23 protein-coding genes are annotated in these 23,971 nt (G+C 65.4%); all 23 read left to right on the plus strand.

What is annotated here, in order from left to right; all coding sequences use genetic code 11:
- Positions 1 to 42 precede the first annotated feature (42 nt).
- The 23 genes from efp to ribH all read left to right on the plus strand — a co-directional run bounded on the left by efp (position 43) and on the right by ribH (position 23,886).
- Positions 43 to 606 carry an elongation factor P gene (gene efp / locus K8V11_RS14330; RefSeq protein WP_303915735.1) on the plus strand — a complete coding sequence of 188 codons (564 nt, stop codon included), beginning with the start codon at positions 43 to 45 and terminating at the stop codon, positions 604 to 606.
- 2 nt (positions 607 to 608) lie between these two features.
- The gene (nusB, locus tag K8V11_RS14335; RefSeq protein WP_303915738.1) at positions 609 to 1,202 is read left to right on the plus strand and encodes a transcription antitermination factor NusB; all 594 of its coding nucleotides are present in this window, start codon (positions 609 to 611) and stop codon (positions 1,200 to 1,202) included.
- A gap of 93 nt (positions 1,203 to 1,295) precedes the next feature.
- Positions 1,296 to 1,871: a bifunctional pyr operon transcriptional regulator/uracil phosphoribosyltransferase PyrR gene (gene pyrR / locus K8V11_RS14340; RefSeq protein WP_303915741.1), complete on the plus strand. Its 576-nt coding sequence runs from the start codon at positions 1,296 to 1,298 to the stop codon at positions 1,869 to 1,871.
- The gene (locus tag K8V11_RS14345; RefSeq protein ID WP_303915742.1) at positions 1,868 to 2,806 is read left to right on the plus strand and encodes an aspartate carbamoyltransferase catalytic subunit; all 939 of its coding nucleotides are present in this window, start codon (positions 1,868 to 1,870) and stop codon (positions 2,804 to 2,806) included. The genes pyrR and K8V11_RS14345 overlap by 4 nt, the downstream gene beginning before the upstream one ends.
- The gene (locus K8V11_RS14350) at positions 2,807 to 4,129 is read left to right on the plus strand and encodes a dihydroorotase (RefSeq protein WP_303915745.1); all 1,323 of its coding nucleotides are present in this window, start codon (positions 2,807 to 2,809) and stop codon (positions 4,127 to 4,129) included. It begins immediately after the preceding gene.
- A complete protein-coding gene (locus K8V11_RS14355; protein WP_303915747.1) occupies positions 4,126 to 4,623 on the plus strand; it encodes a hypothetical protein in 498 nt (165 codons plus the stop codon). Before K8V11_RS14350 ends, K8V11_RS14355 begins: the two co-directional genes overlap by 4 nt.
- Positions 4,620 to 5,831: a glutamine-hydrolyzing carbamoyl-phosphate synthase small subunit gene (carA, locus tag K8V11_RS14360; RefSeq protein WP_303915750.1), complete on the plus strand. Its 1,212-nt coding sequence runs from the start codon at positions 4,620 to 4,622 to the stop codon at positions 5,829 to 5,831. Before K8V11_RS14355 ends, carA begins: the two co-directional genes overlap by 4 nt.
- A complete protein-coding gene (gene carB / locus K8V11_RS14365) occupies positions 5,832 to 9,197 on the plus strand; it encodes a carbamoyl-phosphate synthase large subunit (protein WP_303915753.1) in 3,366 nt (1,121 codons plus the stop codon).
- Positions 9,194 to 10,069 (plus strand): orotidine-5'-phosphate decarboxylase, encoded by an 876-nt coding sequence (pyrF, locus tag K8V11_RS14370; protein ID WP_303915756.1) that lies wholly within the window; start codon positions 9,194 to 9,196, stop codon positions 10,067 to 10,069. The genes carB and pyrF overlap by 4 nt, the downstream gene beginning before the upstream one ends.
- A 214-nt stretch (positions 10,070 to 10,283) precedes the next feature.
- Entirely contained in the window at positions 10,284 to 10,607 is a 324-nt protein-coding gene (gene mihF, locus K8V11_RS14375; protein WP_067471040.1) for an integration host factor, actinobacterial type, read from the plus strand.
- A gap of 141 nt (positions 10,608 to 10,748) precedes the next feature.
- Positions 10,749 to 11,360, plus strand: a complete 612-nt coding sequence (gmk, locus tag K8V11_RS14380) for a guanylate kinase (protein WP_303915761.1) — start codon at positions 10,749 to 10,751, stop codon at positions 11,358 to 11,360.
- Between the two features lie 17 nt (positions 11,361 to 11,377).
- Positions 11,378 to 11,668: a DNA-directed RNA polymerase subunit omega gene (gene rpoZ / locus K8V11_RS14385; RefSeq protein WP_303915764.1), complete on the plus strand. Its 291-nt coding sequence runs from the start codon at positions 11,378 to 11,380 to the stop codon at positions 11,666 to 11,668.
- A 5-nt stretch (positions 11,669 to 11,673) separates the two neighbouring features.
- Positions 11,674 to 12,960, plus strand: coding sequence for a bifunctional phosphopantothenoylcysteine decarboxylase/phosphopantothenate--cysteine ligase CoaBC (gene coaBC / locus K8V11_RS14390; RefSeq protein ID WP_303915767.1), 1,287 nt, complete (start codon positions 11,674 to 11,676; stop codon positions 12,958 to 12,960).
- Positions 12,961 to 13,080: 120 nt separating this feature from the next.
- On the plus strand, positions 13,081 to 14,292 hold the full coding sequence (gene metK, locus K8V11_RS14395; protein ID WP_303915770.1) for a methionine adenosyltransferase: 1,212 nt from the start codon (positions 13,081 to 13,083) through the stop codon (positions 14,290 to 14,292).
- 47 nt (positions 14,293 to 14,339) lie between these two features.
- On the plus strand, positions 14,340 to 16,418 hold the full coding sequence (locus K8V11_RS14400) for a primosomal protein N' (RefSeq protein WP_303915773.1): 2,079 nt from the start codon (positions 14,340 to 14,342) through the stop codon (positions 16,416 to 16,418).
- A gap of 123 nt (positions 16,419 to 16,541) precedes the next feature.
- The gene (gene def, locus K8V11_RS14405; protein WP_303915776.1) at positions 16,542 to 17,132 is read left to right on the plus strand and encodes a peptide deformylase; all 591 of its coding nucleotides are present in this window, start codon (positions 16,542 to 16,544) and stop codon (positions 17,130 to 17,132) included.
- Positions 17,133 to 17,136: 4 nt separating this feature from the next.
- The gene (gene fmt / locus K8V11_RS14410) at positions 17,137 to 18,084 is read left to right on the plus strand and encodes a methionyl-tRNA formyltransferase (RefSeq protein WP_303915779.1); all 948 of its coding nucleotides are present in this window, start codon (positions 17,137 to 17,139) and stop codon (positions 18,082 to 18,084) included.
- Positions 18,081 to 19,613 carry an RsmB/NOP family class I SAM-dependent RNA methyltransferase gene (locus tag K8V11_RS14415; protein ID WP_303915782.1) on the plus strand — a complete coding sequence of 511 codons (1,533 nt, stop codon included), beginning with the start codon at positions 18,081 to 18,083 and terminating at the stop codon, positions 19,611 to 19,613. The genes fmt and K8V11_RS14415 overlap by 4 nt, the downstream gene beginning before the upstream one ends.
- A 17-nt stretch (positions 19,614 to 19,630) precedes the next feature.
- Complete coding sequence (gene rpe, locus K8V11_RS14420; protein ID WP_303915785.1) at positions 19,631 to 20,290, plus strand: ribulose-phosphate 3-epimerase; 660 nt, start codon at positions 19,631 to 19,633, stop codon at positions 20,288 to 20,290.
- A gap of 29 nt (positions 20,291 to 20,319) precedes the next feature.
- On the plus strand, positions 20,320 to 21,390 hold the full coding sequence (ribD, locus tag K8V11_RS14425; RefSeq protein WP_303915787.1) for a bifunctional diaminohydroxyphosphoribosylaminopyrimidine deaminase/5-amino-6-(5-phosphoribosylamino)uracil reductase RibD: 1,071 nt from the start codon (positions 20,320 to 20,322) through the stop codon (positions 21,388 to 21,390).
- A 5-nt stretch (positions 21,391 to 21,395) separates the two neighbouring features.
- Complete coding sequence (locus K8V11_RS14430; RefSeq protein WP_303915790.1) at positions 21,396 to 22,022, plus strand: riboflavin synthase; 627 nt, start codon at positions 21,396 to 21,398, stop codon at positions 22,020 to 22,022.
- An 80-nt stretch (positions 22,023 to 22,102) separates the two neighbouring features.
- Positions 22,103 to 23,410 (plus strand): bifunctional 3,4-dihydroxy-2-butanone-4-phosphate synthase/GTP cyclohydrolase II, encoded by a 1,308-nt coding sequence (locus tag K8V11_RS14435; RefSeq protein ID WP_303915793.1) that lies wholly within the window; start codon positions 22,103 to 22,105, stop codon positions 23,408 to 23,410.
- Complete coding sequence (gene ribH, locus K8V11_RS14440) at positions 23,407 to 23,886, plus strand: 6,7-dimethyl-8-ribityllumazine synthase (protein ID WP_303915796.1); 480 nt, start codon at positions 23,407 to 23,409, stop codon at positions 23,884 to 23,886. The genes K8V11_RS14435 and ribH overlap by 4 nt, the downstream gene beginning before the upstream one ends.
- Positions 23,887 to 23,971 lie beyond the last annotated feature (85 nt).

Below are 23,971 nucleotides of genomic sequence, written 5' to 3' on the forward strand. Positions count from 1 at the left end.
GACAACTGTAGACAGACAACCGGCAAGAGCTAGGAGAAGCTTATGGCGTCAACCGCCGATTTCAAGAACGGGCTAGTCCTCAAGGAAGACAACGAACTCTGGCAGATCGTCGAGTTCCAGCACGTCAAGCCGGGCAAGGGCCCCGCATTCGTGCGGACGAAGCAGAAGAACGTCGTCTCGGGCAAAACCATCGACAAGACCTACAACGCGGGCGTCAAGGTCGAGACCGCCACCGTCGATCGTCGCGACATGCAGTACCTGTACCGCGATGGCGAAGACTACGTGCTCATGGATTCGGAGACGTTTGACCAGATCAACGTCACCCCGACCGTGATGGGCGACGGCGCGCGGTTCCTCCTTGAAAACGAGACCGTGCAGGTGTCCATGCACGAGGGTCTTCCGCTGTTCGCCGAGATGCCGGTCGCGGTGAACCTCGTGGTCGAGCAGACGGACCCGGGCCTGCAGGGCGACCGTTCCACCGGCGGCACCAAGCCGGCGACGCTCGAGACCGGCGCCGAAGTGCAGGTCCCGCTGTTCATCAACACGGGCGACAAGCTGCGAATCGACACCCGCGACGGCAGCTACCTGAGCCGGGTGAACGACTAAGAATGGCCGAGCCCGCACACGGCCCTTCGGCCGACCCCTATCGCCGCCGGGGCACACGTTTTCGTTCCCGGCGGCGCGCGGCATCGCTGCTTTTCGAGGCGGAAATGCGTTCCGTCGATGCCACCGAGCTCGCCCGCGAGCGGCAGGAACTCGGCGCGCTCAACGCCGAAATCGGTGAGGTATCGGAGTTCGCCCGCTCCATCGTCGAGGGCGTCGACGAACACCGCACCACTATCGACGACGCGATCTCCGACCATCTCGACGGCTGGGTCCTCGACCGGATTCCCGCGGTGGACCGCGCGATCCTCCGCGTTGGCGCCTGGGAACTTCTGTACGGCCCCGCCGAGACGCCACGTGCCACGATCATCGATCAGGCGGTGCTTCTGACGGCGGACATCGCAGCCGAAAAGTCGATGGCCTACGTCAACGCCGTGCTCGACCAGATCGCGGGATTGGCCGAGCACATCAAGGCCGCCGAGGCCGCCGTGGCCGCAATGGACGAGTCGTCGGGCGCCGAGCCCGGCGAAGACTCGTCTGCATCCGACGATTCCGCTGAATCGGCCGGGGACGACGACGCACCGACAACGGGCGCCTGATAATCTCGTAATTGCTGGTTCGCCAGCGTCGACTTCAACCGCATCAATTCCTTTAACAAGCCGTCCCGTGAGGCGGACAAGGAGGTGAGGCCGGTGAATGGTGACGTGGAACTGATGTCCGCGCAGGACCTCTCACGCACAATTTCCAGGCTTGCTCATCAAATTATAGAGCGCACGGAGCTCAGCCCCGACGCGGATTCGCTGCCCGTGTTGCTCGGCATCCCCACGCGCGGCGAGCCGCTCGCGCGCCGGCTCGCACAGCGCATCGCAGACTTCTCCGGCGCGAATCCGCCCGTCGGCGTCCTCGACATCACGCTGTACCGCGACGACATCCACTCGCGTCCGCTCCGCGCTGCAGGGCGGACCACGATGCCAAAGACCGGCATCGACGCCCGCACCGTGATTCTCGTCGACGACGTCCTCTACTCCGGCCGCACTGTCCGAGCGGCACTTGATGCCCTGCGCGACGTCGGCCGCCCAGACAGGGTGCAGCTCGCCGTCCTCGTCGACCGCGGCCACCGGGAGCTTCCCATTCGCGCCGACTACGTCGGAAAAAACGTCCCCACCGCGCGCCACGAGGACGTGTCGGTAACGCTCGAGGAGACTGACGGCGCCGACGCGGTGCTGCTCGATCGCGGCGCCGCCGAGACGGAAGGGGAGACCGAATGAGGAATCTGCTGTCCGCCGCGGACCTCGACGCCGACGAGATCCACGCACTCCTCGACGAGGCTGGTGAGCTCAAGGATTCGTTGCTCGACCGCGAGGTGCGCAAACTTCCGACCCTGCGCGGCCGAACGATCATGACGATGTTCTACGAGAACTCCACGCGCACCCGCGTCTCCTTCGAGACCGCCGGAAAATGGCTGTCGGCCGACGTCATCAACGTATCGGCGTCCACGTCCTCTGTGTCGAAAGGCGAATCGCTGCGCGACACCGCCCTCACGCTGTCCTCCATCGGCGCGGACATGCTCATCGTCCGCCATCCTGCCTCCGGGGCTGCGCAGCAGCTCGCCGGCTGGATGGCCGCCGAGGGCACGCGGACAACCATCGTCAACGCCGGTGACGGCATGCACGAGCATCCGACCCAGGCGCTGCTCGACGCGATGACGATCCGCGAGAAGCTCGGCGGTTTCGCCGGCCGCAAGGTGGTCATCGTCGGCGACATCCTGCACTCGCGCGTGGCACGTTCCAACGCGATCCTTCTCGACACCCTCGGGGCCGAGGTCGTGCTCGTGGCACCGCGCACGTTGCAGCCGGTCGGGGTCGATACCTGGCCGGTTCGGATGAGTGACGACCTGGACGCCGAGCTCGTCGACGCCGACGCGGTGATGATGCTCCGCGTGCAGGCAGAACGCATGAACGGCGGTTTCTTCCCCTCGCCCCGCGAGTACGCGGTGCGGTACGGGTTGTCCGCTGCGCGCGCGGCGCGGCTTCCCTCGCACGCCGCCGTCCTCCACCCCGGTCCGATGGTGCGGGGAATGGAGATCGGCTTCTCGGTTGCCGACGCCCCGTCGTCAGCCGTTCTCGACCAGGTGACCAACGGAATCCACCTGCGCATGGCCGTGCTACTGCGCTCGCTGGTCCACTCGGAAGGAAACGCGTAAGTGACTCAACAGAAGTCAGACAATAGTTCGCTCCTGCTCAAGGGAGTCCGCCTGTATGGAGAAGGCGACGCGGTCGACGTGCGCATCGACTCGAGTGTGATCACCGAGATCGGCCCGGGTCTCGCGGCCGAGGGCGCCACCGTCCTCGATTGCAGCGGCCAGGTGGCGCTCCCGGGTTTCGTCGACATGCATACGCACCTGCGCGAGCCCGGACGCGAGGACACCGAGACCATCGAGTCCGGTTCCCGCGCGGCGGCCAGCGGCGGCTACACCGCTGTGTTCGCGATGGCGAACACCCAGCCGGTCGCCGACAATCAGACGGTCACAGATTCGGTGTATCGCATCGGTCGCGAGGTCGGCCTGTGCGATGTGCATCCGGTCGGCGCGGTCACCGTGGGTCTCGAAGGCGCCCAGCTCGCAGAGATGGGCCAAATGGCGTCGGGAGAAGGGAAGGTCAAGATCTTCTCCGACGACGGCAAGTGCGTGCACGAGCCCATGATCATGCGACGCGCTCTCGAATACTCGGCCTCGCTCGGAGTGCTCATCGCCCAGCATGCCGAGGAACCGCGGCTCACCGTTGGCGCAGTCGCACACGAGGGCCCGAATGCGGCGCGACTCGGACTTGCCGGGTGGCCGCGCGCCGCGGAGGAATCCATCGTCGCGCGCGATGCGCTGCTGGCCCGCGACGCCGGCGCGCGCGTCCACATCTGCCACGCCTCGACGGCGGGCACCGTTGAACTCCTCAGGTGGGCGAAGGCCCAAGGTGTCGATATCACCGCGGAAGTGACGCCGCACCACCTCATTCTCGACGACTCCAGACTCGACACCTACGACGGAGTCTTTCGCGTCAATCCGCCATTGCGCGAGTCCAGCGACGCAGCCGCGCTGCGCCAGGCACTCAAGGACGGCGTGGTCGACTGTGTCGCCACAGACCATGCTCCCCACGCAAGCCAGGAGAAATGTTGCGAGTTCGCCCAGGCGCGTCCCGGCATGCTCGGCCTCGAGACAGCGCTTCCCATCGTGGCGCAGTTGTTCGTCGAGTCCGGCGAGTGCGACTGGCGGTGGGTCGCACGCGTGATGAGTGAGCGGCCGGCGCAGATCTCCGGTCTAGCCGATCAGGGCAGGCCTCTTGCGGTGGGCGAACCCGCCAACATCGCCGTCATCGACGACAAGCGGGAATGGACCGTGACTCCGGATGGCCTGCAGAGCCTGTCGGAGAACACCCCTTATGCGGGCATGACCTTCCAGATGACGGTGTCGACGACGATTCTGCGCGGCAAGGTCACCCATCAGCGCGAGAACGAAGTGAGGCAGGAACGATGACTCAAAATACGTGGACCGCGATCATCGCGGCCGTCATCGTCGTCGTCGCGGCACTTCTCATGTGGAAGGGCTGGAACACGAGGAAGAAGACGCAAGACGGCGCCCTCGGCACCCTTCCGACCGTGCCGACCACGCTCGGCGAACCGATTCTCGAACCACTCAGCGGGGTGTACGTGGGATCGACGACCGCCGGACATTGGCAGGACCGCGTCGTGCAGGAACCGCTGGGCTTCCGCAGCGCAGGCAACCTCATCGCCTACCCGGAGGGCATCTTGCTCAACCTTGACGGCGGACAGATCTGGATCCCTCAGACGGACCTGCGCGCCGTACGCACCGATTCTCGCATCGCGAACAAGGTCGTGCCCGGCAAGGGAATCCTAGTTTTCACCTGGACCGCAGAAGGCAACGGCGATCCCATCGACATCGACACCGGCTTCCGCGCGGACGAAAAAGACAACTACTCGGCTTGGACGGAATTGAAGGAGAGCAAATGAGCAGCCTCACGCAGGCAACGGGCGGTGGCTTGATCCCCGATCCGGCCGTATTGGTACTTGAGGACGGCAGCATCCATCGCGGCTTCACCTACGGCGCGCAGGGCGAGACCCTCGGCGAAGCCGTGTTCACCACAGGCATGTCCGGATACCAGGAGACGCTGACGGATCCCTCGTACTGCCGGCAGATCGTGGTCGCCACGGCGCCGCAGATCGGTAACACCGGATGGAATTCCGAGGACGGCGAGTCCCGTGTGGACGGGGCCACCGATTCCTCCGGCAAGGTCTGGGTCTCGGGATTCGTGATCCGCGACAGCTCCCGCCGGGCTTCGAACTGGCGCTCGGAGCGCACACTCGAATCGGAACTTGCCGAACAGGGCATCGTCGGTATCAGTGGCGTGGACACCCGCACGATCGTGCGCCGTCTCCGCGACCGTGGATCGATGAAGGCCGGGATCTTCTCCGGTGAGGCGCTCTCGGGAGGCGACACCGACGCGCTCTTGGAGAAGGTACGTGGCCAGGAGTCGATGGCCGGCGCGAACCTCTCCGCGGAGGTGTCGACAACGAAGTCCTACGTGGTCTCGCCGGAGGAGACCAAGCTTCGCGTCGCGGCACTCGACCTCGGTATCAAGTCGAATACCCCCCGCATGCTCGCGAAGCGCGGCATCGAGGTTCACGTGCTTCCGCACGATGCCACGCTCGACGACATCAAGGCGATCAACCCCGACGGGGTGTTCTTGTCCAATGGCCCCGGCGATCCGGCCACAGCTGACGCCGCCGTTCAGCTCACCTCACAGGTGCTGGGGGAGAAGATCCCGTTCTTCGGGATCTGCTTCGGCAACCAGATCCTCGGCAGAGCGCTGGGTCTCGACACCTACAAGATGCAGTTCGGGCACCGCGGAATCAACGTTCCGGTCAAGGAGCTCTCGACCGGCAAGGTCGCGATCACCTCGCAGAACCACGGCTTCGCGCTCAAGTCGCCGGAGGGCGGCGAGTGGGATTCCCCGTTCGGTAAGGCGCACGTCACCCACGTGTGCGCGAACGACGACGTCGTCGAGGGTGTCGCGCTCGTCGATGGCAGCGCCTTCTCGGTGCAGTACCACCCGGAGGCTGCGGCGGGTCCGCACGATGCCTCCGATCTGTTCGACAAGTTCTTCGATCTCATGTCCGGACGCAAGGCTGCGACCGGAACCGGAAAGGCGGCCCAGTAAATGCCACGTCGTGAAGACATCAAGCACGTCCTGGTCATCGGCTCCGGGCCGATCGTCATCGGACAGGCATGCGAGTTCGATTACTCGGGCACCCAGGCCTGCCGCGTGCTTCGCGAAGAGGGAATCCGCGTCACGCTCGTCAACTCGAACCCGGCGACGATCATGACCGATCCCGAGTTCGCAGACCACACCTATATCGAACCGATTACTCCCGAGTTCATCGACAAGGTCTTCGCCAAGGAAGCGGAGGAAGGCACCCCGATCGATGCCGTCCTCGCGACGCTCGGCGGTCAGACCGCACTCAACGCCGCGATGCAGCTCGATGCCCAGGGGATCCTCGACAAGCACGGCGTCGAACTCATCGGCGCGGACATACCCGCGATCAACCGCGGCGAGGACCGGCAGACGTTCAAGGACATCGTCGCCAAGGTCGGGGGAGAATCCGCCCGTTCGCGCGTGTGCTACACCATGGACGAGGTCTACGATTCGGTCGCCGAACTCGGACTCCCCGTCGTCGTCCGGCCCTCGTTCACGATGGGCGGGCTCGGCTCCGGGCTCGCATATACCAACGAGGACCTCGAAAGGATCGCCGGCGGCGGTCTCGCGGCGTCCCCGACCGCGAACGTACTCATCGAGGAGTCGATCCTCGGGTGGAAGGAGTACGAGCTCGAGCTCATGCGTGACGGCAAGGACAACGTCGTCATCGTCTGCTCCATCGAAAACGTCGACGCACTCGGCGTCCACACCGGCGACTCGGTGACCGTCGCCCCGTCGATGACACTCACGGACCGCGAATACCAGCGCATGCGTGACCTCGGAATCGATATCCTTCGGGAGGTCGGCGTCGCCACGGGTGGCTGCAATATCCAGTTCGCCGTCAACCCGGAAGACGGCCGCATCGTCGTCATCGAGATGAACCCGCGCGTATCCCGCTCCTCGGCGCTGGCGTCAAAGGCGACCGGATTCCCGATCGCGAAGATTGCCGCCAAGCTCGCCGTCGGCTACACGCTCGACGAGATCGACAACGACATCACCGGCGAAACCCCCGCCTGCTTCGAGCCGACACTCGACTACGTCGTGGTCAAGGCCCCGCGGTTCGCGTTTGAAAAGTTCCCCGGCGCAGACACCACACTCACGACGACCATGAAATCTGTCGGCGAGGCCATGTCCATCGGACGTAACTTCCGCGAGGCGCTCGGCAAGGTGCTCCGCTCACTGGAGACGAAGCCGACGGGATTCTGGACGCTCGACGACGAGCGGGTCGCACCGGGCCGTTCCGACGATGCCGCCGCTGTGCTCGACGATCTGCGGACCCCTACCGAAGGCCGTATCTACGATTGTGAGCTCGCCCTCCGTCTCGGCGCGAGCGTTGAGCAGGTTCACGAGGCTTCGGGGATCGATCCATGGTTCCTCGAGGAGATCGCCTACCTTATCGAGCTGCGCGCGGCTCTACTCGAAGCGCGCGTGCTCGACGAGGACCTTCTGCGCTTCGCCAAGCACAACGGGCTGTCCGACGCGCAGATTGCTGCGTTGCGTCCGGAGTTCGCGGGTGCCGACGGCGTGCGCCAGCTTCGCCACCGCCTCGGCATCCGGCCCGTGTACAAGACGGTCGACACCTGTGCGGCCGAGTTCGAAGCCAAGACGCCGTACCACTATTCGACCTACGAGCTCGACCCCGCGGCCGAGACCGAGGTCGAGGCGCAAACAGAACGGCCGAAGGTCATCATCCTCGGCTCGGGCCCGAACCGCATCGGCCAGGGAATCGAGTTCGACTACTCGTGTGTCCACGCCGCACAGACGCTGTCGGCCAAGGGCTACGAGACCGTCATGGTCAACTGCAACCCGGAAACGGTGTCCACCGACTACGACACCGCGGACCGCCTGTACTTCGAACCGCTCACGCTTGAGGACGTCCTCGAGGTCTATTACGCGGAAACCGAGTCCGGCACCGTCGAGGGCGTTCTCGTGCAGCTCGGCGGCCAGACCCCGCTGGGGCTCGCCGCAGCGCTACAGGAGGCGGGTGTGCCCATCCGCGGCACTCTGCCCGAGGCTATCGACCTCGCCGAGGACCGTCGCGAGTTCGGCGAGGTGCTCACCGGTGCCGGCCTTCCCGCCCCGGCATTCGGCACGGCGATCTCCTACAACGAGGCCAAGGACATCGCAGCGCGGATCGGCTACCCGGTCCTCGTCCGCCCCTCCTACGTACTCGGCGGCCGGGGCATGGAAATCGTGTTCGACGAAGCCTCGCTAGAGTCCTACATCGACCGCGCCACGGATCTGAGCCCCGACCATCCGGTACTCGTTGACCGCTTCCTCTCCGACGCCATCGAGATCGACGTCGACGCACTCTACGACGGTACCGAGATGTACCTGGGCGGAGTGATGGAGCACATCGAGGAGGCCGGCATCCACTCCGGCGACTCCGCGTGCGCGCTCCCGCCGATCACCCTTGGTCGCGAGGACATCGACCGGGTGCGCGAATCGACCGAGGCCCTCGCCAAGGGCATCGGCGTACGGGGCCTGATGAACGTCCAGTACGCGCTCAAGGACGACGTCCTCTACGTGCTCGAGGCCAATCCTCGTGCCTCCCGCACGGTGCCGTTCGTATCCAAGGCGACCGGGGTGCAGATGGCCAAGGCATGCTCGCGGATCATGATGGGCGAGTCGATCGCCGATCTCAAGGCCGACGGCACGCTGCCGAAGTCCAGCGACGGCGGTTCCATCTCCGCCGACGCACCGGTGGCGGTGAAGGAAGCGGTCCTCCCGTTCAATCGCTTCCGCACGCCGTCGGGCCGAATCGTCGACTCGCTGCTTAGCCCGGAGATGAAGTCGACAGGCGAGGTCATGGGAATCGCTTCGGACTTCGCCATTGCCTTCGCCAAGGGGCAGCTCTCCGCTGAGGGCTCACTGCCTCTGTCGGGCAGCGTCTTCGTCTCGGTCGCCAACACCGAGAAGCGTTCGGTGCTGTTCCCCGCGAAGCGTCTGGCAGATCTGGGCTTCACCGTTCTCGCGACGGAGGGCACTGCGCTGATGTTGCGCCGCCATGGCATCGAGTGCACGGTGGTTACCAAGCTGACCGAATCGGGCTCCGCACCCCTCGATGACGAGGGCAACCCGAAGCCCACGATCATCGACTACATCAACAACGATGAGGTCGATCTGGTCATCAACATCCCCGCGAACACCGGCGCCAACCGCGCCGACGGCCACGAGATCCGCTCTGCAGCGATCGGCCGCAAGGTCCCATGTATGACGACGGTGCAAGCGGTTACCGCATGCGTACAGGGCATCGAAGCCATGCAACGTGGAGAGGCGGGCGTGAGCCCCCTCCAGGAGCTTCATTCGATCGGATATGCCGACAAATGAGTGACTCGACAATCGTAGAGTCGTACGGGAATAGGGTGCGGGACGCTGTCGCCACGCGCGGCTCCCTATGTCTGGGCATCGACCCGCACCCAAGTCTCCTCGCACAATGGGGTCTTGCCGATGACGTCGGGGGAGTGCGGGAATTCTCGCATCGAGTTCTCGACGCGGCAGGGGATCTTGCCGCCTCCATCAAGCCGCAGGTCGCGTTTTTCGAGGCGTACGGCTCGGCGGGCATGGCCGTACTCGAGGAGGTCTGCCAGCGTGCCACCGACACGGGCGCGCTCGTCATCGCCGATGCCAAGCGCGGCGACATCGGCTCCACCCTCGCCGCGTATGCGCGGGCATGGCTCGCGGCGGACGCTCCCTTCTATTGCGATGCGCTGACGCTGTCCCCGTACCTCGGTGTCGGTGCATTGTCGCCCGCGTTCGACCTCGCCGCGGAGACGGGCAAGGGGCTCTACATCCTCGCCGCGACGTCCAACCCGGAAGCCGTGAATCTGCAGAACGCGACTCTCACCAGCTCCTCAGAAAGTGGGGGAGCAGCCACGGTGGCACAGGCGGTCGCGGACGAGGTTCGGCAGCGCAATCTTGCGGTGCGCGGAGGCTCCGAACCATCGTTCGGGCTGGTCATCGGAGCAACCGTGCAGAACCCCCCACATGTGACTTCGGAGCATGGCCCTCTGCTGGTCCCGGGCTTCGGAGCGCAGGGCGGCACGGCCTCGGACGTGAGGCGTGTATGCGGGTCGAATCTAGGTGCCGCAATGGTCAACGTCTCCCGCGCCGTCTTGAGCGAGGGGCCGGATGTGGAGAACTTGAGAGCCGCCACGTCCGACGTCATAAAAGAACTTTCCCAGTTGGGAAATTCCGACTAACCCGCGGCTTTCTCCTGGTAAATCTTGATTCGCCAGGTACCGTGTACCCCGACGAAGTTGTTTCGGTTCCTGGCAGAAGCGCTTTTCCGCCGTCTGGCGGGATATGCTTCGCATCATCGCCGGGGGCGATTAACTTTGACCGGTGTGCATGCCTTACCGTTGGCAGTCGCACATCAACGACAACGAACGAAACACTCGAACTTACGGAGGAATTGTGGCCCTTCCCCAGCTGACCCCAGAAGAGCGCGCTGCCGCTTTGGAGAAGGCGGCTGCTGCCCGTCGCGCCCGCAAGGAGCTCAAAGAGAGCCTGAAGCGAGGCGGTACCGACCTGAAGCAGGTGCTCAAAGATGCCGAGACCGATGAGATCCTCGGCAAGATGAAGGTGTCCGCCCTTCTCGAGGCTCTCCCGAAGGTTGGCAAGGTCAAGGCCCAGGAGATCATGCAGACCCTCGAGATCGCCCCGACGCGCCGTCTGCGCGGACTCGGCGATCGCCAGCGTCGTGCCCTCCTGGAGCACTTCGACTTCGAGGTCGACTAAGACTCGTCCGCGCTGGGGCGGCTGCGACACGCAGAGGCACTTTGCCTTCTGCCACCTCGCAGCCGCCCCAGCTGCTTGTGAAGACAGCGGATGCGCGCAGCCAACAGAGATGCTCGGCGCTCCCATAGTGAAAGGATCGGTGTGGCTAGCCAAGAAGGCCAAGGTTCCGCCGATCCGGCCCGCACAAGGGGCCGGCTGGTTGTACTGGCCGGCCCCTCTGCCGTTGGTAAATCCACGATCGTGGCCGGATTACGCGACCGAATCGACAACCTCTACTTCAGCGTCTCGATGACGACGCGCGCGCCGCGCCCGGGGGAAGTGGACGGTCGCGATTACTACTTCGTGAGCAAGGACGAGTTCGAGGCGGCGATCGCCTCCGGACGAATGCTCGAATGGGCGGAGATCCACTCCGGCATACAGCTCTCCGGCACGCCTGCGGCGCCCGTCGAAGAAGCGCTTGACGCCGGACGTCCCGTGCTCGTCGAGGTGGACCTGGCGGGGGTTCGCGCCATAAAGTCCACCGCGCCCGATGCACGGTTCGTGTTCCTTGCCCCGCCGTCGTGGGAAGAACTCGAACGCCGGCTTCGCTCCCGGGGCACCGAGACTGCGGAGGTCGTCGAACGGCGGCTGGCCACGGCGCGGGAGGAAATGGACGCCCAGGACGAGTTCGACATCATCGTCGTCAACGACGACATCTCTGAATCCGTGGACGAACTGGTAGAGTTGCTAGTCGGTCCAGGCCTGGACAAGTAATACGCAGGAGGAAATTCGTGGCTGCTTCCGGTGATGAGACCAACAACTCATCCGCACCGCTGTACGACACCCCGGTGGGCATTACCAACCCGCCCATCGACGAGCTGCTCGAGCGCGCCTCGAGTAAGTACTCGCTGGTGATCTTCGCAGCAAAGCGTGCACGTCAGATCAACGACTACTACAACCAGTTCGCCGACGGCATTCTGGAATATGTCGGCCCGCTCGTGAACCCCTCGGCGCAGGAGAAGCCGCTCACCACGGCGCTGCGCGAGATCCACCATGACATGTTGGAATACTCCGAGCAGTAGCTGAAATGGTGGATCAGCCGGGTTGGGAAGGCGGCACCAAGGGCCGCGTCATCGTCGGCGTCGGCGGCGGCATCGCCGCGTACAAGGCGTGCCAGCTCGTCCGGCATTTCCGCGAGCGCGGCCACCACGTTGTGGTCATTCCCACCGAATCGGCGCTCCGCTTCGTCGGGGCAGCCACATTCGAGGCGCTTTCGGGCAACCCGGTCTCCACCGACGTGTTCTCCGACGTCCCATCTGTGAGACACGTCAATCTGGGTAAACAGGCGGACCTCGTCGTGGTCGCCCCGGCGACGGCAGATCTACTCGCCCGTGTCGCCCAGGGCAGGGCAGACGACTTGCTCACCACGACGCTGCTCACTGCGACCTGCCCCGTCCTCTTCGCCCCGGCGATGCATACGGAGATGTGGGAGCACCCCGCGACCAGACGGAATGTCGCGACCTTGCGTGCCGATGGCGCTACCGTCATGCCCCCGGCTTCCGGTCGACTGACCGGATCCGACACCGGTGCTGGTCGGCTGCCCGAGGCCGATGAGATCGGCCGCCTCGGCGAGCTCTTGTTGGACATCCCGTCCGCGCTACCCCAGGACATGATCGGGCTTTCCGTACTCGTCACCGCCGGCGGCACGCTCGAAGAGCTCGACCCGGTTCGCTATCTCGGGAACCGGTCCTCCGGCAAGCAGGGCCACGCCATCGCTGCGGTCGCCGCCGCGCGGGGAGCCGAGGTCACGCTGATAACCGCGGCACAACATCTTCCCGACCCGGCCGCCGTGAACACCCATCGGGTGATTTCCGCGCGCGAGATGCAAGAGTTCCTGATGGAGAAGGCGCCTGGCGTGGACATCGTCGTCAAGGCCGCGGCAGTCGCGGACTTCCGCCCGGAGTCGGTATCCGAGTCGAAACTCAAGAAGGGCGCGGACGACGAGCCCGAGACGATCCATCTCCGACGCAATCCCGATTTACTTGCCGGATTGGTGAATGCCCGTTCCGAGGGCGCAATTCCCTCCGACGTCACACTTGTCGGTTTTGCCGCGGAGACCGGGGATGCCAACGGCTCGGTGTTGGACCATGGTCGCGCGAAGCTCACGCGAAAGGGCTGCGATCTGCTCATTGTGAACAAGGTCGGGCGCACCGAGGCATTCGGGCAGGACACCAACGCCGGATGGGTTCTGCGTCGCGGCGGTGGGGAAGAAGCGATACCGACCTCCGGGAAGTATTCGGTGTCCGCGCGGATCTTCGACGCCGTGCTCACGTTCCGCCGGGAGCAAGCCGAGACCACCTCCGACACGGAGTAGACAGTTCCGTCTAGGCTGTTATTCGTAATGCGATAGCGCGCACCTAGGTGCGACGGCTAGTCAATGGCTAATGAGGGCGAATTCATTCGGATTCGTCAAGCGTAGGAATAGGAGTCGGGAGTGGATCAATCACGCCGCCTGTTTACCAGTGAGTCTGTCACCGAAGGTCACCCGGACAAGATCTGCGATGCGATCTCGGATTCGATTCTCGATGCGATGTTGGAACAAGACGCAAATGCCCGCGTCGCCGTGGAGACGATGGTCACCACCGGCCAGGTCCACGTGGCAGGTGAGGTGAAGACGACCGGTTACGTCGAAATTCCCGATATCGTCCGCAAGCGGATCCTCGAGGTCGGCTACGACTCCTCGGAGAAGGGCTTCGACGGCAACACGTGTGGTGTGTCCATTTCCATCGGAGCTCAGTCGCCGGAGATCGGGCAGGGCGTGGACACCTCGCACGAGGCGCGCACCGAGGGAGACGCCGAGGATGCGATCGCGAAGCAGGGTGCCGGCGACCAGGGCCTGATGTTCGGCTACGCCTGCTCCGATACGCCCGAACTGATGCCTCTGCCCATCGCTCTTGCGCACCGCCTGTCGCGTCGCCTCACCGAGGTGCGCAAGGACGGCACGCTTTCCTACCTCCGCCCGGATGGCAAGACCCAGGTCACCATCGAGTACGACGGCGAGAAGGCTGTTCGCCTCGACACGGTGGTCATTTCGACTCAGCACGATCCCGAGATCGATCTCGACACGACGCTCACCGACGACCTCACCGAGAAGGTTCTGAAGCCGGTGCTCGCCGATGCGGCGGACAATATCGATACCTCCGACTACCGTCTCCTGGTCAATCCCACCGGACGCTTCGTGCTCGGCGGACCGATGGGCGACGCCGGTCTGACCGGACGCAAAATCATCGTCGACACCTACGGCGGCATGGCCCGCCACGGCGGTGGCGCGTTCTCCGGTAAGGACCCGTCAAAGGTCGACCGGTCCGCGGCATACGCAATGCGCTGGGTGGCGAAGAACATCGTCGCCGCCGGTCTGGCCGAGCGGGCCGAGGTGCAGGTTGCCTACGCCATCGGCAAGGCGAGCCCGGTGGGCTTGTTCGTCGAAACCTTCGGCACCGAGACCGCACCGGTGAAGGACATCCAGAACGCGGTGTCGAAGGTGTTCGATCTTCGCCCCGGCGCGATCATCCGTGACCTCGATCTGCTTCGCCCGATTTACTCGCAGACCGCGGCCTACGGCCACTTCGGCCGCACCGATGTCGATCTTCCCTGGGAGCGCACGGACCGCACCGACGAGCTCAAGGCCGCTATCGGTAACGGATAGAAGTAGCGGCGCCCGCCACCGGCGGCGCCGTGCTACAACTACACACGATGGCAAAACCCAGTTCAACGCGCGCCCCGGCTTCGGACAAGCCGGTGGCGCGCGTTTTGCCACTTCTCGGGCTGCCGCAACTTGATCGACTCTTCGACTACCGCGTCGACGAGAAAGACACCGAAAGTGTGCAACCTGGTGTTCGCGTGCGAGTTCGATTCGCCGGCCGGCTTGTCGACGCATTCGTCTACGAACGGACCGACTCGTCAGATCATCCCCGCGAGCTGCACTACATCGACCGCATCGTGTCCGACGAGGTGGTCGTCACCCCCGAGATGTTCGCGCTCGTCGATCGAGTTGCCGCGCGTTGGGTCGGTGCCAGGTCTGATGTGTTCAGGCTCGCTATCCCCCCTCGCCATGCGACCGCAGAACGCTCCGTCGCCCCGGCCGAAACGGCAACCAGCGACGGCGAGGAAGCACAGGACGAAGGCCAACCTGATCGGCCTTCGCTACCGGAGAGTTGGTCCGGTTATCCGCGTGCCGCGTCGTTCGCATCTGCGATGGCTTCGGGCAAACCGGTGCGTGGAGCGTGGACACCCGCGCCGGGCGAGGATTGGGCCGCGCGGCTGGCCGAACTCGCATTCTTCGCTGCGACCGGCGACCGACAGTCGATCATCGTCGTTCCCGACCAGCGCGATGTCGATGTCGTTTCGTCCCGATTGAAAGACGCGGCAGGCGACTTCGGGCGCGCTCCGGGCGACATAGTCGAGCTCACCGCGAGCCTCGGGCCGCAGGCCAGGTACACGCGGTGGCTCAAGGTGCTTCGCGGGCACGCGAAGGTCGTCGTCGGCACGAGGAGCGCGGTCTGGGCGCCGGCGAGACATCCGGGAATCATCATCGTCTGGGACGACGGCGACGATTCGCTCTCCGAGCCGCGCGCGCCGTATCCACACGCCAGGGAAGTGGCGACCTTGCGCTCGTCCCTTGCTCACGCACCTTTGGTTCTGGCGGGTCCGATTCGTACGCCAGAGGTCGCCGCTCTCGTCGAAGCTGGTTGGGCGCCGGAGATCACCGCTGCCCCGGAAAGCAGGAGACGCCTTCCGAGGATTGTCGCCGTCACCAACGCGGATCCCGTGCAGGCTCGCGATATCGCGGGCGGACATACCCGACTGCCGACCGTGGCGATGACGATGGCTCGCCAGGCACTCGACCGAGGTCAGCCGGTACTCGTCCAGGTACCGCGTAGAGGCTATATACCCCGGCTACTCTGCCAAAAGTGCCGAACGCCCGCCCGTTGTCGGCGCTGCCATGGCCCATTGGCGATAGGGGAGGCGAACACCGACGGTGCCGGCGCTCTGGTGTGTGGCTGGTGCGGTGTACACGACGTTGCCTACAGCTGCCCAGAATGTGGTTCGCGCAGGTTGCGCGCCGGTGTTGTCGGTGCCTCCAGAACTGCGGAAGAGCTCGGGCGCATGTTTCCCGGCACCAGGATCGTCCGGGCATCGGGGTCCGAGACATTGTCCGACGCCCCCGAAGGTCCGATGCTCGTGGTCTCGACCCCAGGGGCCGAACCGACTCCCGAACATGGTTATGGGGCGGCGCTCCTTCTCGATGCCTGGACATTGCTGAGTAGACCGGACCTGCGCGCCACCCAGCAGGCGTTCCGCCGTTGGGTCGGTGCGGCGAGGCTCGTCGTTTCGCACTCCGATGGCGGCGAGGTGTTCTGCTCCGCCGAGGCGTCCACCGATATCGCGCAGGCGCTGATCCGCTGGGACGTCGATGGTTTCGCGCACCGTGAACTCGCGGAGCGTCGCGAGGTCGGGTTTCCGCCCGCCGCGCACCTGTTCGCCATTGACGGCGCCTCCTCCGACGTCATGGCTGTGTCCGACTATGTGGAGGACCATGGCGCAGAGCGTCTTGGCTTCGTTCCGGAGATTTTGGGCCCGGTGGACGTGCCGTCGGCGGAGCCGCTTCCGGGGGCGGCCCCTGACGAGGTTCCCGAACGCGTGCTCGTGCGGATACCGCGCAACCAGGTGGACCAGGTCTCGCACGCGTTGCTCGCCGCGGTGATCTCGCGAGCAACCCGGCGGGACGGCAGCCCTGTTCGGATCCGTCTGGACCCGCTGCACATCGGCTAGGCCCAAACCATTGGGAAGTCTGCCGACACCGAGTGGTGGTTTGGCCAGGCCACGGCAATAGAATGGGCGCTAACGTCGCGACCGTGATCGCGCGCCTGACAAGGAAGGGACGTACCTACGCACATGGCTATTCGACCGATTCGGCTCTTTCCCGACGCCGTCCTGCGCACACGTGCAGATGAGGTGCATGAGATCGACGCGGGCGTGCGCAAGCTGGTCACGGACATGTGGGACACGATGGATCATGCCGAAGGGGTCGGTCTGGCCGCACCGCAGGTCGGTGTGTCCCGCCGCGTTTTCGTCTACGACGACAGAGACGGACACCGCGGTGCGTTGATCAATCCGAGCTACACCGTTCCCAGCTCGGACAGCGAGTTCGATTACGAGGGGTGCCTGTCGGTGCCCGAAATCGGCGGAGAGATCGACCGACCGCTGGAAATCGATGTCACCGGGACCGATGAAAACGGTGACGAGGTTCGTTTCCACGCCGATGGGCTTCTCGCTCGCATTTGTCAGCACGAGATCGACCACCTCGACGGGATAATGTTCATGCAGCGTCTGACCGGGGACGCCCGAAAAGAGGCGATGGCCGCGATACGCAGTGCCGAGTGGTTCGGCATGCCCGCCATCCTCGGGGATCTCGTGTTCGAGGAAATCGGCGCGGCAGAAGTCGAGGCCGGCCAGCTCTCCGTCGCCGAAGCTCAGGATCGATAGACCGATGAGAATCGTATTCGCAGGTACGCCGGAAACCGCGGTGCCGTCCCTCAAAGCGCTCATCGACAGCGATGCACACGAGGTGGCCGCTGTGATCACTCGTCCCGATGCGCCGAAGGGGAGAGGCCGCACCCTGCACCGTTCGCCGGTCGGCGAGGTCGCACACGCCGCCGGGATCGAGGTACTTACCCCTTCGAGCGGACGAGACCCCGAACTGGCAACCGCGCTCCGCGGCCTCGATATCGAGGCCGCAGCCGTGGTGGCCTACGGAAACATCCTTCCTCAGGACGTGCTCGACATTCCTCGCCATGGGTGGGTCAACCTACATTTCTCTCTCCTGCCGGCTTGGCGTGGCGCGTCTCCGGTCAACGCGGCAATCGCCGCGGGCGACGAGATCACCGGCGCAAGTACGTTCCGGCTCGAGGCGGCAATGGATACCGGCCCGGTATACGGCACGATCACAGAACCCATCAAGGCCGAGGACACCGCCGGCGCGCTTCTCGAACGACTCGCTGACTCCGGGGCAGGCCTGCTTGTCGCCACTTTGGACGGAATCGAATCCGGCGAGGTCGTCGCCGTAGAGCAGCCGGCAGACGGGGTCTCCTACACTGGGAAGATCAGCTCCGCCGACGCACGAATCCGGTGGGACCTGCCGGCCTTCGCCGTCGACCGGCACGTCCGCTCCATCACGCCGGCTCCCGGAGCGTGGACCGAGCTTGACGGCGAGCGCTTCAAAATCTGGGCCGTAACTCTGCCTTCGGGAGATCCCCTTCCTGAGCAGTCGGGCGGGCTCGCCGCAGGTGAGCTCAACTGGACGAAGAAAACTCTATTCGTCGGTACCGCCACCGGCCCCATCGTGATCGACCGGCTACAGCCGCCAGGGAAGAAGCCGATGAACGCCATGGACTGGGTACGCGGTAGCCACATCGAACCGGGAGCACAATTCGCATGAGCGACGACAACCGCAATCGCGCAGGCACCGGTTCCGCCGGCGGGCGCGGGCCGAAAAATCAGGGTTCCGGTCCCAAGAAAGGCAGCTCCTCCCGGGCGAAGGGTGGAGAGCGCGGGCAAGGCCGCGGAGCGGACAGGGCACAACGTCAGCGTCGACAAGGCCCCGGTGCGGACACGGGGCGGCGACCGCAGCTCAAAGATCCGCGCGCGGTGGCGCTGGCGCTTCTCACGGCTGTGCGCGAACGTGGCGCTTATGCAAATCTCGAGCTTCCCTCCCTGCTCCGGAAGGCAAAGCTCGACGAGCGGGACACCTCGCTGGCGACGGAACTGTCGTATGGCACCGCGCGCGCCCAGGGGCAGTTGGACCGAATCATCGCCAAGGCTGCGGGCCGATCGCCGGCCAAGATCGACGCAGATGCTCTCGATGTGCTCAGGCTCGGTGCCTATCAGCTCCTCTACACTCGTGTAGCGCAACATGCTGCAGTCGATACAACTGTAGAGTTGGCGAAGCGGGAAGGGCTCATTCGTGCGGCCGGGTTCATCAACGCGGTGATGCACAAGATCACCGCTCATGATCTGGCCGGCTGGACACACATCCTGCAGGAGGGGATCTCGGATCCGTTCGAACGCATGGCGATCGGAACCGCACACCCGGAGTGGATCGTGCGCTCCTTCGCAAACGCGCTCGGGAAAGATGCCGCGGAGCTCCCGCAGCTCCTTGCTGCGGATGATTCCCGACCGAAAGTGCATCTCGCTGCGCGACCAGGTGCGATCACCGCCGAGGAGCTGGCACTCATCACCGGTGGGGACGAGGCGGAACTGTCCCCGTACGGCGTATATCTTCCCTCCGGGTCGCCGGGGGACCTCGAGCCCGTGAAAGAGCATCTCGCCGCCGTGCAAGACGAAGGCAGCCAGCTCGTGGCGCTCGCCGCCGCGAATATGCCGCTCGACGGTGAGGACACCGGCCGTTGGCTCGACCTATGTGCCGGGCCGGGCGGCAAGGCGACGATGCTGGGCGCGCTCGCAGATATCGCCGGCGCCGAGGTGACGGCGATCGAAGTTGCCGCCCATCGCGCAAAGCTCGTCGACGGCGCCACCAACGGGCTTCCCGTGCAGGTCAAGGTCGCCGATGGACGCAATCCCGGCTTGGAGCCCGGGTTCGACAGGGTACTCGTCGATGCCCCGTGCACCGGTCTCGGCGCGCTACGGCGGCGCCCGGAGTCCCGCTGGCGTCGGTCCCCGGACGACGTGACCGAGCTGACTGCGTTGCAAAAGGAATTGCTCGCGAGCGCGCTCAAACTCGTCCGCCCGGGCGGAGTCGTCGTCTACGCCACCTGTTCTCCGCACCTGCCGGAGACGGTCTCGGTAGTAAACGACGCTGTCCGGCGTCATTCTGCGGAGATCCTCGACGTTCGCGAGGGCCTCCCCGAGGCGCTTTCCGGGGAAGAGGGCCCCTGGGTTCAGCTGTGGCCACACCGCCACGGCACCGACGCGATGTTCATGTGTGCGCTACGGCGCGCCGACGCCTAACCAATACGATGGGAACCATGAGCCGACCAGTAGTGATCGCCCCGTCCATTCTTTCCGCTGATTTCGCCCGACTCGACACCGAGATCCAGCGCATCCCGGACGCCGACTGGATACACGTCGACGTCATGGATGGCCATTTCGTGCCGAACCTGACCATCGGCGCCCCGGTCGCGAAGGCGATCAAGAGGGTGACCGACAAGCCACTCGACTGCCACCTGATGATCGAGGACCCGGGCCGTTGGGTCGGCGACTACGTCGACGCCGGTGCCTCGAACGTGACCTTCCACGTCGAGGCGACGAACGATCCGGTCTCCATCGCACGCAAGCTTCGCGAGTCCGGCTGCGGGGCCGGGCTCACGTTGAAGCCCGGCACTCCGGCGGACGATTATCTCGAGATGGTGCCCGAATTCGATCTCGTGCTCATCATGAGCGTCGAGCCCGGCTTTGGCGGCCAATCGTTCATGCCCGACATGCTCGACAAGGCTCGCGCATTCCGGGCGGAGATCGACCGTCTCGGCCTCGATACTCGACTGGAGATCGACGGCGGAATCTCGGCCGACACCATCGCCCAGGCCGCGGCAGCCGGATGCGACACCTACGTAGCCGGCTCGGCCGTCTACGGCGCCGAGGATCCGAACGAGGCCGTCCGCACGCTGCGCTCGATCGCCACGAGCTGATGTCTTCGCGATCCGGTCCGCCACAATCCGTGCGGGAGCGATTTGCGCCCTACATGGACCTGGCGGCGCGGACTGCAGAGAAGCAGTGGGGCACGACCCGGCCCAATCCGACCGTCGGCGCGGTCGTGCTCGATGCCGACGGCAACGTCGTCGCCACCGGGGCGACAGAACCGGCGGGCGGGCGACACGCGGAGATCGTCGCGCTCGATGCGGCAGGCGACCGCGCGCGAGGCGGCAGCATCATCGTCACGCTCGAGCCGTGCAACCACACCGGGCGCACCGGGCCTTGCGCCTCGCGAATCCTCGAAGAGGGCCTAGCCACCGTCGTGTACGCGGTCGGCGACCCCAATCCCGTCGCCTCCGGCGGGGCGGAACGCCTGGCCGCCGGAGGGATCGAGGTCCATGCGGACGTCGGTATGACGGCGGACGGCCGAGGCGCCGATGTTCTTGTCGGCCCCCTCGGGTCCTGGTACCACCTCGCCCGGACCGGGCTTCCGCAGGTCACCTGGAAATACGCGGCGTCCCTCGATGGTCGCTCCGCCGCCGCAGACGGCACCAGCCAGTGGATCACGGGGACCGAGGCGCGCGCGCACACGCTCGCCCGTCGCTCGCTGCATGACGCGATAGTCGTCGGCTCCGGCACCGCGCTCGCCGACGATCCGGCGCTCACGGCGCGCGATGCCCAGGGCCGGCTGCTCGAGCGGCAGCCGTTGCGGTGCGTCATGGGGGAGAGCGAGGTTCCGTCCGGAGCGCGCGTGCGGGGTGACGATGGCCGGTTCCTACCTCTGCGGACCAGAGATCCGCTCACCGCGATTCGAAGTATCGCGTCCGCCGCCGGACCGGGCACCGAATCCATACTTCTCGAAGGCGGCCCCCGACTAGCCGGAGCATTCGTGCAGGCGGGGATGGTGAACCGAATCGAAGCGTATATTGCGCCCGCCCTACTCGGTGCGGGCACATCGGCGCTAGTCGGGGCTGGGGTGGACACCATCGAGCAGACGCACAGGTTTACCATCGAAGCGATAGAAATGATCGGATCGGACCTGTTCGCGGTCCTCACGCCGCGTCTGCGGGGCCCGATCGAGCAAAGAGAAGGATGACGGACGTGTTCACTGGCATCATTCGCCAAATCGGCGAGGTCACCTCCATCGAGACCGATGCAGATATCGTTCGCATGCGCATCCGCGGATCGGACGTGCTCGGCGACGCCTCGCTGGGGGACTCCATCGCGACCTCGGGGGTGTGTCTGACCATCACGGAACTACCGGGCGACGGATCTTTCGTCACCGAGCTCATGGGGGAAACCATGGAACGTTCGGCGATGTCGCAGGTAAAGGTCGGTTCATCGGTCAATCTCGAACCGGCGGCGCAGCTCCATTCCCGGCTCGACGGGCATATCGTGCAAGGCCACGTCGACGGGACCGGGGCTCTTCTCCACCGCAGCAGTGGAGACAAATGGGATGTTCTTCGTTTTTCCATCCCCGCCGAGCTCGCCCCGCTCGTGGTCGAGAAGGGGTCGATCGCCGTGTCGGGTGTCTCGCTCACGATCTCCGCGGTCAGCCCTGCCGACTCGAAAGAACACTGGTTCGAGGTTTCGCTCATCCCGGTTACCCTCTCCGACACGACCCTGGGACAATTACGGGAAGGGGACGCCGTGAACCTCGAAACCGACGTTGTGGCCAAACACATCGCACGGCTCACCGAATTCTCCACAAACATTAGACAGAGCTAGCCACCATCCACTCGAACCCGGCGGGAGCGCGGAAGATGCGCGCCCGACAACGCAACCGAAAGTCGAGGTTGACGCACACCGTGACGCCTTCGCAGCCCGCCACCGACTCGGTCGACGGCTCCCATGACGGGGTCCCGTTCGACTCGATCGAACGGGCCATCTCCGATATCGCCGCCGGCAAGGCCATCATCGTGGTCGACAACGAGGACCGCGAGAACGAGGGCGACCTCATTTTCGCCGCCGACGCAGCGACTCCCGAACTCATGGGCTTTCTCGTGCGCTATTCCTCGGGCTATGTCTGCGTCGCTCTCCAAGGACCCGACTGCGACCGCCTGGGCCTCCCGCCGATGGTCAAGAACAACACCGACCCCCACGGCACCGCGTACACCGTCACCTGCGATGCCGCCGAAGGAATAACCACCGGGATCTCAGCCACCGACCGCGCACGCACCGCACGGGTGTTGGCCGATCCCTCCGCAACCGCTGCACACCTGTCGAGGCCCGGACACCTCGTTCCGTTGCGGGCCCGTGACGGCGGAGTTCTCGAGCGCCCCGGCCACACCGAGGCAGCGGTGGATTTCGCCCGACTGGCGGGTCGCGCCAGCTCCGGCGTCATCTGCGAAGTGGTGTCGGAGGAGGATCCGACGACCATGGCGCGCACCCCGGAGCTGCGTCGCATCGCCGACGAGCACGACCTTGCGCTCGTCTCGATCGACGCGCTGCGTGCGTGGCGCAGGAGAAACGAGACCCAGGTCGAGCAGGTCGCGGCGGCATCGCTGCCCGTGCCTGCGGGAAACCTCACTGCCATCGGCTTCCGCGATTCGATCACCGGTGTCGAGCATGTCGCGCTCGTCGCGGGAGAGCTCACCGACGGACGTTTCGTCGGTCCCGAGCCCGTCCTTGCACGGCTGCACTCCGAATGCCTCACCGGCGACGTGTTCCATTCGCTGCGCTGCGACTGCGGTGCGCAGCTCGAAGCGGCCGTCGAGGAGATCTGCGCCGCGGGCAGGGGAGCGATCGTCTACCTCCGCGGGCACGAGGGACGCGGGATCGGCATCGCCGCGAAGCTTGCCGCATACCACCTGCAGGACGGCGGAACCGACACCGTCGATGCGAACCTCGAGCTCGGGCTTCCTGCCGATGCACGCGATTACTCGGTCGCCGCGCAGATTCTGCGTGAGCTCGGCGCCGAGAGCGTCCGGTTGATCACGAACAACCCGAAGAAGGTGTCCGCCTTGGAGCTCGGCGGGATCGTCGTGTCCGAGCGGGTTCCCAGCCCGGTCAACCAAACGCCGGAGAACACCCGATACCTGCAGACCAAGCGGGATCGGATGGGGCATCTCCTGCAGGATCTCGCCGACGGTGAAGGACGGGGGAACGCGCGATGAGCGGAACGGGACGTCCGGAATCCACGGTTCCCGATGCAGGCGGGCTGACGATCGGCATCGTTCGCACGGCTTGGAACGCCGAACTCACCGAACAGCTTCGCCGCCGCGCCCTCACGGTTGCCGAGGCGGCGAATGCGACAGTCGTCGAGGCACAGGTCGCCGGGGCCGTCGAGCTTCCCGTCGTCGCTCAGCAGCTCGCGCGCCAAACGGACGCCGTCGTCGCACTCGGCGTCGTGATCCGCGGGGAGACCCCGCATTTCGACTACGTCTGCGATTCGGTGACCGATGGGCTCACCAGAATCGCGCTCGACGAATCCGTTCCCGTGGCCCACGGTGTACTTACGGTCAACTCGTACGAACAAGCCGTCGCCCGGGACGGCCACCCCGGCTCCGCCGAAGACAAAGGCGGCGAAGCAGTCTCCGCTGCTCTCGGCGCGGCGCTCGAGCTACGCAGGCTTCGCGAGCTCTCCAGATAGCGGGGCTGTCGTACCACTGGACTATCGTGGCCAATGGGTACCTCGCACACCCGATCATTTGGTCCTATGTTTTTTCGAAGGAGCT

This window comes from Dietzia timorensis (assembly GCF_020742175.1).
Classification (GTDB): Bacteria; Actinomycetota; Actinomycetes; order Mycobacteriales; family Mycobacteriaceae; genus Dietzia; species Dietzia timorensis_A.